Below are 1,415 nucleotides of genomic sequence, written 5' to 3' on the forward strand. Positions count from 1 at the left end.
ACACACGCTACAAGCAAGCTGGGCAATTGGTTTAATTTGAAGATAGTTTGTGTTTGATGCATTTGTTTTTATCCGAAAGATTCCGCATCTTTAATCCCAGCCTGCGTGTAGCGCGGGAACGTTACCTGTAATTTTAAATGACGACACGACACAACAAAATATCATCATTTCTACTCTGTTTGATAGTGACGATTGCTTTATTCAGTTGTAACTCTTTTCAAACTGGACAACAACTTTATAAAATTGGTTTAGAACATTTTAAATCTGCTGACCATGGCGACTATCACGACCATGACGGGCTTAGTAAAGCGATATTTTATTTTGAAAAATCAATTGAAAAAGGATTTATGGAAAGAGATGTATTTGACAAACTAACTTGGAGTTATTTACTATTAAATGGTGACAAACAAAATGCTGAGAGAGTTTTTTCATTGGGTTTGCAGACTTTCCCAAACGACATTGAATTTTACTTTAGAAGAGGCGGTTGCAGAAAAGAATTAAAAAAGCACAAAGAAGCATTTGACGATTTTAATCAAGCAATTCTGCTTGACAAGACAAGAAAATATGAATACATAAACAACGCATTTTATGAACGAGGTGCAATGAGGTATATTTTAGGCGACACTACAAATGCAGAAAAAGACAAGGAAATAGCCAAAAGTATAACCGACCATGAGTTACGGACTTATCATGACTACTGTCAACTATGGAAATAAAAACTACAGGTAACACACGCTACAAGCAAGCTGGGCAATGGGTTTAATTTGAAAATAGTTTGTGTTTGATACATTTGTTTTTAACCGAAAGAATACGCATCTTTAATCCCAGCCTGCGTGTAGCGCGGGAACGTTACCAGTAATTATGATTCACGATACTTTTCAACTTCATCGTTAACATAGTCAATACCGCTATCCCCTGAGTCCATCCATTCAACAGCTTTCCAAACGTTTCTTAGTCTGTTTATTCTAGCTTGTAATCTAATCTCAAAGGCTTTTAGAGTTAATATTACGCTTTCTGTTTCCAAAGCTGCGTCTGTAATATCTAGTTCAGTTAATCTGTCACGCATTTCGTGAAGTTCATTGATTCTTTCGTGTATGTCATAAGCTTCTTTATAACATAAATAATTGTAGCTTCCTCCGCTCATAATTTTGTGTGTTAAGTAACTACTGGTAACATATGCTACACAATAGCTGGGTTAATTGTTTAATTTAAAGTTTGTTTTGCACTTGCATTTATTAGTTTTAAATCGATGTATGGTTTTGTGCCTGTCCCAGCCATCGTGTAGCATCAGCCGTTAGCAGCAAGCATTAACAGAAACCGTAAATTCTATAACTTTAGACAAATGAAATCAAGACTTTATACAATTACCCTATCTTTAATTTTAATTATAATAGGATTATCAATCCTAATCATTA

The 1,415-nt window shown here is 34.8% G+C and carries 2 protein-coding genes; one reads left to right on the plus strand and one right to left on the minus strand.

Annotated elements, in window-relative coordinates:
* Nucleotides 1-137: 137 nt before the first annotated feature.
* Nucleotides 138-716 (plus strand): tetratricopeptide repeat protein, encoded by a 579-nt coding sequence (locus ACZ1AQ_RS15085; RefSeq protein ID WP_489633689.1) that lies wholly within the window; start codon nucleotides 138-140, stop codon nucleotides 714-716.
* A gap of 143 nt (nucleotides 717-859) precedes the next feature.
* Here ACZ1AQ_RS15085 and ACZ1AQ_RS15090 read toward each other — a convergent pair whose 3' ends face one another.
* Nucleotides 860-1,144, minus strand: coding sequence for a hypothetical protein (locus ACZ1AQ_RS15090; RefSeq protein WP_489633690.1), 285 nt, complete (start codon nucleotides 1,142-1,144; stop codon nucleotides 860-862).
* Nucleotides 1,145-1,415: the final 271 nt, after the last annotated feature.

This window comes from Flavobacterium sp. UM26, from assembly GCF_057922445.1.